Here is a 487-nt window from a genome sequence, read left to right as displayed (position 1 = left end):
AATAGACAGCGCCGCGCGCTGCCCCAGCGCGATCACCGCCGCGCCGCACAAGGCCAGGGCGACGCCCGCAATATCCGTCCACGTCGGCCGCAGGCCATCGACGAGCCACAGCCATCCGAGCGCGGTGGCGATGTACACCGCACCATACATCGCGTAGACCCGGCCGGCCGCGGCGGGATGCAGCGTCAGCAACCACACGAACATGACGAGGCTCAGCGCCGCGGGCGCAAGCAGCCAGACGCCGCCCTTGCCCGTCCACCAGAGCAGCGGCAGATAGCAGCCGACCAGTTCCGCGATCGGCACGGCGCCGCGGCGCAGCGCGTGCTCCAGGTCTTCGATGACGAGGATGCCGGCGCCTTCGCCCATCACGAAGCCGTCGCGCGCCGCGTCGAACGGACGGGATGCCTGCGTGGGATCGTCGTTGAAGCTCGTGGACATCGTCCGGGCGGCGGCGAAGGCGCCGAAGCTGACCCGGTCGATGCAGGCT

The 487-nt window shown here is 70.6% G+C and carries 1 protein-coding gene and 1 pseudogene; both read right to left on the bottom strand.

The features are described 5' to 3' along the window. On the bottom strand, positions 1-366 hold a 366-nt coding region (locus ACEN88_RS34105), incomplete at its 3' end, for a hypothetical protein (RefSeq protein ID WP_413346805.1). Positions 367-378: 12 nt separating this feature from the next. Then, positions 379-438: pseudogene (locus ACEN88_RS34100) on the bottom strand (hypothetical protein); the annotation flags it as partial. Positions 439-487: the final 49 nt, after the last annotated feature.

It is taken from the genome of Massilia sp. CT11-108 (assembly GCF_047302915.1).
Taxonomy (GTDB): domain Bacteria; phylum Pseudomonadota; class Gammaproteobacteria; order Burkholderiales; family Burkholderiaceae_D; genus Telluria; species Telluria orientalis.
The sequence above is the reverse complement of the archived record's forward strand: the minus strand, read 5'-3'. Positions and strand labels throughout refer to the sequence as shown.